This window comes from Pseudorhodoplanes sp., assembly GCF_059499825.1.
In genome coordinates, this window is record NZ_JCABZI010000011.1 from 429,190 (window position 1) to 435,882 (window position 6,693).

Genomic DNA, 6,693 nt, shown 5'->3' on the forward strand with positions numbered 1-6,693 from the left:
CGGTGCCTCACATACGCTCGGCGGCGGATTCGGAATAGCGATCATATCCCGGACGCCAGGATCCGATCACGAATATCACGAGAAGGCCACCGATCAGTGACAGGTTCTTCAAGGCCTGGATCATGTTCGCCTCGCGTTCCGCACCGGACATGGCCCAGAATGGATGGAAGTACCAGGTCGCCGCGATTGTAAACAGAATCAACAGCACGGCGCCTGCGCGCGCGCCGATATTCGCCGCGATCATCAGCGCCGCCCCGATCTCCACCACACCGACCAGGATAGCAAGCATCGTCGGCGTGGTCATCCCGGACATCGCTTCGAGCTGGGGCGTATACGCAGCCAGCACATCGGGCAACGCCACCTTGGCACCGATCGTGCCCGCGGTTCCCGGAATATCCATCAGTTTCTGCGCGCCGGAGAGAATGAAAACCAGAACGAAAAGGATGCGTCCGAGAACCAACATCACCTGCATGGCGAAATCTCCTAAAGGTCCGACACCGCCGCCGATCGGAACCGCCAATCCTAAATGCTTCCGCGATGCGGCGCCTATTTCTTCGCGCCCTTCTTCGAACCCTTCGCTCCCTTGCTTCCCTTGGACGTCTTGCCCTTCGCGGCGGCAGGCGGGCGCGCCCTGATCTCGACAACCAGGACCCGGACCTCCTTGTCGCTCTCATTCGACGTGGCGGTCTCCTGCGACGGCAGCCAGAGCGCCTCGCCTGCCCTGAACGTCAACTCATAGCCCTTGCGTCCCGGAGGCGTGAATACGATCGACCCGTCGGTCAGCGCATACAGAAAGGTGTTGGGGCGCTGAACCGCGGGCTGTTTTTCTCCGGGCGCGAGCTTGATCTCGCGGACCTTGATCTGCTCATTTTCAAGCAGCGACTTGGGTGCAGCATTCTGCGCGACCCCCGATGACAACGGCAGGATCGTGAGCGCGAGGGCAAGACAGACGATTTTCATGGGAATGTGGGATGCCAAAGTGGATTGCAATCTACGTCCTGCGCGGGCGCGATGGCAATCCTGAGGCACAAAAACGCGCCTGCCCAGCAGCCCCCTGAAAATCCGGCGGGTCAACCGCAGAAGTTGCGCGACACCAGATGATAATTGGCGCGCGCGTCGCGGCGCCAGCAACGGCCATTGTACCAATAATAGCCGGTTCGCCGCCGCTCCATCTCCGCGCCAAGTGCTGCGCCAGTCGCCGCTCCGATAATCGCACCGGTTGCGGCACCGCCCCGACCGCCGGCCGCTCCGCCAATGATGGCGCCTGCGGCGCCACCGAAAATGGCTCCGCCGATGAGCCCGTCCTGCGCCCCCGCCGGCTGTACGGGTGTGGCGAAAACCAGGGGGATGGCGAGCGCGAGCGTCAGACAGGTCGTACCGGTCATCCTGCGAATCATGGTCGTCCTCCCTCGTTCGAGATCGGAACCATCATACCACCTGACACCGCAGGCCTTCAAACGGCGTCAGGCAGCCGACGACGTCTCGAACATGCCGGCGCCGTAGAGCCTGCCCCTGGCTGCATTGGGTTCGGCAGCCGAGGACGGCTCGATCGCCTCGACCAGTTTCAGATACGAGGAACCGGGAAGCGGCGGCGCGAACACATAGCCCTGGGCGGTGCGAACGCCGCGCTCGCGCAGGGCGACCACCTGTTCGAAGGTCTCGACGCCTTCGGCAATGACGTCCATGCGCATGGACTCCGCGAGGTCGACCAGGGTTTCGACGATGATACTCGAATGGTTGTCGCTGCCGAGCGCGTCGACAAACATCTTGTCGATCTTGATGACGTCGGCACCGAGCTTCAGGATATAGGAAAGACCGCCATGGCCGGCGCCGACGTCGTCGATGGCAATGCGGACCCCGAGATCCTGCAGCGTCGCAATCACGCGGCGGGTCCGGCCCAGATTTTCGAGCGGCTGCCGTTCGGTCACTTCGAGAAAGATTTGCGAATAGCGAATGGGTGAACGTTCGAAGATGGTGCGGATGTCGCGCACGATGGTGTCGTTCGCAAAATGCTCGGCGGTCATGTTGAACCCGAGCTTCAGCTTCGGACGGACTGCAAAGGCCGGACCCATCTCCGCGACTACATGGCGCATCATGCTCCGCGTCATCGCCACGATCAAACCGCTGGATTCCGCCAGCGGAATGAACGCTGCGGGCGGCACCACGGTGCCGTCGCTTTTTCTCCAACGCATCAGCACCTCGGCCCCGCGCAGGCGGCCGTTGGTGATGTCGACGATCGGCTGATAATAGGGCACGAAGTCGCCGCGGCGCAGCGCACGCTCGAGCTCGGTCACCGGGTTGTCACGCTGACGCAGGCGCAGGATAAGCGCGAAAGCGACCAGTGCCAGCGCCAGGATGCCGGTCATAGCGATTGCGATCTTGCGCAATTCGTCGAGCGAGACCTCACCTTCGATCTGCGGGTGCGAGGTCGCGACCCGCAAACCGAAGCGATCGTTGACGCGCGCGTTGCGGCTCACCGCCGACAGCGCCTCGCTGTCGGCGGGACGAGCGCCCAATTCGGTAATGACGGTCCCGTCGACAAGCGCAAGCTGCGCGTATTCGGATGCCGATGCGCTGCTGATACCGAGGCTGGTGATCAGAACATCCGGAAGTATGAGAGCGGCAAGGCTTGTGGTGCCTCCCGGTCCCACCGGCAGACGCAGCCGCACCATCCGCCCGGGTCGATCGCCGAGTTGCACCACCTCGATCTCGGCATTGCTTCCCCGGACTTCGCGCTGCGCAATCACCTTGACCAGTCCGGGCAGGACGAGATCGCCGCAAAGCGGCTGTCCGGCAGCTCCCAGCACTGCAATCTGCTTGACCCATGCAACCGGCAGGCTCGCGCTTTTCAGCGCCTCGACCTGATCCGGACGGCAGCCGTCGACCCCGCGCGCCGCCAGGGTCTGAAGCGAGGTCAGGATCGCACTGAGTCGGGCATCGGCGACGTGGATCGAGCGCCGGGCAAAGGTCTCGGCATCGCTCGCGCTTTGACGGACCATCAGCCCGTCGACCCAGAAATTCAGGCCCACCATGGGCGCACCCGCAAGCAGGATGCCGACCGCGATCGCGATCAGTTTTCCGAATTTCGACGACAAGGAAGGACGCCCCCACAATATACCGCACGTCAAACTGACCGGTTCCCGTAAAGGCGGGATTAAGCATAGAGGCTCAGCTTGCCGACCCGCAGACCTGCGCGCGGGCGGATGGCCCGTATGGTTAAGCAGAAATGAAAATGGCCGCGGGCCGAGCCAGCGGCGCCAGTTACCGCGGCGGCAGCGGGATGAACTCGGTCTCGTCGCCCGGCACGATGTCAAAGCGCGCGGACTTCCAGTCTTCCTTGGCCTGTTCGATGCGCTCCTTGCGCGACGACACGAAATTCCACCATATGTGCCGCGGGCCTTCGAGCGCCGCACCGCCGAGGATCGCGATCCGACTCTCCGACAGCGCCCGCACCGCGATCCGGTCACCCGGCCGGAACACCAGAAGGCGTGGCCCGGTGAAACGGTCGCCCGCGATTTCGATCTCGCCGGTGACGATATAGATCGCGCGCTCTTCGTAATCCGGGTCGAGCGGGATCGTGGCACCTGCTGCCATTTTGATGTCGGCGAACACGGTGTCCGACGCGGTGACGACCGGTGAGCGCGCGCCGAAGGCCTGACCGGCCACCACGCGTGCGGTGAAGCCAGTGTCGTTCACCAGCGGCAGATCATCCGCGCTCCGATGGAAGAAGGATGGGTCGATCTCCTCCTTGTCGGCCGGCAGCGCCACCCAGCATTGCAGGCCGTGCAGGGCGTCGCCGTTGACCCGCCGCTCCGGTGCGGTGCGCTCCGAATGCACGATGCCGCGGCCGGCGGTCATCCAGTTCACCTCGCCGGGCCGGATCGCAACGAAGGTGCCGAGACTGTCGCGATGGGTGATCTCACCGTCGAAGAGATACGTTACTGTGGCGAGCCCGATATGCGGATGCGGCCGCACATCGACACCGGTGCCGGCGCTGAAGGTCGCAGGCCCCATCTCGTCGAGAAAGACGAACGGACCGACCATGCGTCGCTGCGCCGAAGGCAATGCGCGACGCACCTCGAAATCGCCGAGATCGGTGGTCCGCGGCACGATTACACGTTCCAGCGCATCGCAGGACTTGCGGTCACCCGGTGCCGGATCCTCACCTGGAAAAAAGCTCATGCGCGCTCGGTCCCACTGCTCATGCCCAACTCATCTTGGGCATCGCACAATCTATACCCAACCATGACGGCAATGCGACGAGCGATCGCCGCCGCGATTGAAACGGACTGTCGCGGCAAATAAGGTGCGCCCCTCGTCCGCCGGACCAGTCAACGCTCCCACCCAAAGTCTGCATCATGTCCCTGCCCGCGCCCGTTCTGGACCCGCCTTTCAACATCACACGCATCAGCCATGTGATCCTGACCAGCCGCGACCTCGACGCCAGCCGCAAGTTCTACAGCGATGTACTTGGCCTCGTGGTGAGCGACGTGGACAGCGATGCGCTCTATCTGCGCGGTCTGGAAGAGGCCGGCCACCATTCCCTGGTGATCCGCAAATCGAGCGATGAACCGGTGTGCCAGGCCATCGGCTTTCGCGTGCTGACCGACGCCGATCTCGACAAGGCGAAGGACTGGCTCGACCACCGTGGTGTCGCGAGCACATGGGCCGAGGCTCCCTATCAGGGCCGCACGCTGCGTTATGCGGATGCGTCGGGCACGCCGATCGAACTCTGCGCCAAGATGGAAATCGTTCCGCGGCTGATGCAATCCTTCGACAAGTTTCACGGCGGCTCGCCGCAACATCTCGATCATGTGCAGGTGGCGGCCTCCGACATCCAGAGCGCGTTCGATTTCTATGCCGCGCTGGGTTTCAGGCTGACGGAATACACGGCACGCGACGGCACCGACGAATTGTGGGGCATCTGGCTCGCACGAAAAGGCAATCCGCACGACATCGTGTTCAGCAACGGGCGCGGGCCCCGGCTGCATCATTTCGCCTATACCGTTCCGGAAGTGCGAGACCTGATCCATGCCTGCGATGTCGCGGCCAGCATGGGCTATGCCACCCGGATGGAGCGCGGGCCCGGACGGCACGGTATCGGCAACGCGTTGTTCGTGTATTTCCGCGATCCCGACGGACATCGGATCGAGCTGTTCAATACGCACTACCAAGCGATCGACCCGGACGTCCCGCCGATCCGCTGGGACCTCACCAATACCAGCCGGTCGCAATTGTGGGGACTGCCGGCCACGCGCGCCTGGTTCTTCGAGGCAACTCTTTTCGAAGGCGTGACGCCGGCCGAGCCGTTGCTGAAGGCCGATCCGGTCACGCTCGAGACGTTTCTGGCGAACCAGTTCTAGCTCCGCGCCCCCTGCGCCTCCACTGCGGCAAGCGCCGTCATGTTGATGACGCCGCGTGCCGTCACCGATGGCGTCAGGATATGCGCCGGCATCGCCGCCCCGATCAGGATCGGTCCGACGGCGAGCGCATCGGCCAGCACCTTGGTCATCTGGTAGGCGATGTTGGCCGCGTCGAGATTCGGCATGATCAGCACATTGGCCTCGCCTTTCAGCCGCGAGTGCGGGAATACCCGTTCGCGGATCGCGGGGTTTAGCGCGGTGTCGCCGTTCATCTCGCCTTCGGCTTCAAGCTCGGGATGCCGTTCCTGCAAGAGCCGCATCGCCGCGCGCATCTTGGCGGCGGACGCACTGTCGAACGATCCGAAATCGGAATGCGACAGCAGCGCGATCTTCGGCTCCAGTCCGAAACGCCGCACATGCGCCGCGGCCAGCACCGCCATCTCCGCCACCGCTTCAACGCTGGGCTCCGGCGTCACCTGAGTGTCGGCCATGAAGTAAGCGCCCTTGTTGGTGATGACCAGCGATAGCGCCGAGAACTCGTTGACTCCCGGCGCAAGCCCGATCACGTCGCGAATGTTCTTCAGGTGCGCCATGTAGCGGCCTTCCAGCCCGCAGATCATGGCGTCGGCAAGTTTCAGCCGCACCGCGAGCGCGGCGATCACCGTGGCGTTGGTCCGCACGATGGTCCGCGCGGCATCCGGCGTAATGCCGCGCCGGCCGGCGGCCTCGACATAGGCCTGCACGTATTCGCGATAGCGCGGGTCGTCGTCCGGATTGATCAGCGTGAAGTCGCGGCCCGGCCGGATCGACAGGCCGTAACGCTCCAGTCGCGTTTCGATCACGCCGGGACGACCGATCAGGAGCGGCTGCGCCAGTCCCTCTTCCACCACGACCTGAGTTGCGCGCAGCACGCGCTCGTCCTCACCCTCGGCATAGATGACCCGCTTGCGGTCTTCCTTGGCGCGCGTGAAGACCGGCTTCATGATGAAGCCGGAGCGGAACACGAAGCGATTCAGCCGCTCGTGATAGGCGTCAAAGTCGCCGAACGGACGCGTTGCCGCGCCGGATTCGATCGCCGCACGCGCCACCGCCGGCGCGATCCGCAGGATCAGCCGGGGATCGAACGGATTGGGGATCAGCGATCCTGTTCCGAATGTCGGCGCCTCGCCGCCATAGGCGCGTGCCGCGACCTCCGATGGCGCTTCGCGTGCGAGCGCGGCGATCGCTTCCACCGCAGCGCGCTTCATCGGCTCGTTGATGGTGGTGGCGCCGACATCCAGCGCGCCACGGAAGATGTAGGGGAAACACAGGACGTTGTTGACCTGGTTCG

At 64.1% G+C, this 6,693-nt stretch carries 7 protein-coding genes; 1 reads left to right on the top strand and 6 read right to left on the bottom strand.

Annotation, left to right across the window (positions count from 1 at the left end):
* Window positions 1–7 precede the first annotated feature (7 nt).
* The 5 genes from AC5I5I_RS18115 to AC5I5I_RS18135 all read right to left on the bottom strand — a co-directional run bounded on the left by AC5I5I_RS18115 (window position 8) and on the right by AC5I5I_RS18135 (window position 4,182).
* Window positions 8–472, bottom strand: a complete 465-nt coding sequence (locus AC5I5I_RS18115) for a DoxX family protein (RefSeq protein ID WP_495975316.1) — start codon at window positions 470–472, stop codon at window positions 8–10.
* Window positions 473–546: 74 nt separating this feature from the next.
* Window positions 547–960 carry a hypothetical protein gene (locus tag AC5I5I_RS18120; protein ID WP_495975317.1) on the bottom strand — a complete coding sequence of 138 codons (414 nt, stop codon included), beginning with the start codon at window positions 958–960 and terminating at the stop codon, window positions 547–549.
* A 110-nt stretch (window positions 961–1,070) separates the two neighbouring features.
* Complete coding sequence (locus AC5I5I_RS18125) at window positions 1,071–1,397, bottom strand: YMGG-like glycine zipper-containing protein (protein WP_495975318.1); 327 nt, start codon at window positions 1,395–1,397, stop codon at window positions 1,071–1,073.
* A 66-nt stretch (window positions 1,398–1,463) separates the two neighbouring features.
* Window positions 1,464–3,095: an EAL domain-containing protein gene (locus AC5I5I_RS18130; RefSeq protein ID WP_495975319.1), complete on the bottom strand. Its 1,632-nt coding sequence runs from the start codon at window positions 3,093–3,095 to the stop codon at window positions 1,464–1,466.
* A gap of 166 nt (window positions 3,096–3,261) precedes the next feature.
* On the bottom strand, window positions 3,262–4,182 hold the full coding sequence (locus AC5I5I_RS18135; RefSeq protein ID WP_495975320.1) for a pirin family protein: 921 nt from the start codon (window positions 4,180–4,182) through the stop codon (window positions 3,262–3,264).
* A 176-nt stretch (window positions 4,183–4,358) separates the two neighbouring features.
* Between AC5I5I_RS18135 and hpaD the strand changes: the two genes are divergently transcribed.
* The gene (hpaD, locus tag AC5I5I_RS18140; protein ID WP_495975321.1) at window positions 4,359–5,363 is read left to right on the top strand and encodes a 3,4-dihydroxyphenylacetate 2,3-dioxygenase; all 1,005 of its coding nucleotides are present in this window, start codon (window positions 4,359–4,361) and stop codon (window positions 5,361–5,363) included.
* Here the strand turns inward: hpaD and AC5I5I_RS18145 are convergent.
* Window positions 5,360–6,693, bottom strand: a 1,334-nt coding sequence (locus AC5I5I_RS18145; protein WP_495975322.1) for a phosphate acyltransferase, incomplete at its 5' end; no start/stop codon positions are given. The genes hpaD and AC5I5I_RS18145 overlap by 4 nt on opposite strands.

Coding starts and splice junctions, on each gene's coding strand:
- AC5I5I_RS18115 (WP_495975316.1), bottom strand. CDS start 472: ATGCAGGTGATGTTGGTTCTCGGACGCATCCTTTTCGTTCTGGTTTTC.
- AC5I5I_RS18120 (WP_495975317.1), bottom strand. CDS start 960: ATGAAAATCGTCTGTCTTGCCCTCGCGCTCACGATCCTGCCGTTGTCA.
- AC5I5I_RS18125 (WP_495975318.1), bottom strand. CDS start 1,397: ATGATTCGCAGGATGACCGGTACGACCTGTCTGACGCTCGCGCTCGCC.
- AC5I5I_RS18135 (WP_495975320.1), bottom strand. CDS start 4,182: ATGAGCTTTTTTCCAGGTGAGGATCCGGCACCGGGTGACCGCAAGTCC.
- hpaD (WP_495975321.1), top strand. CDS start 4,359: ATGTCCCTGCCCGCGCCCGTTCTGGACCCGCCTTTCAACATCACACGC.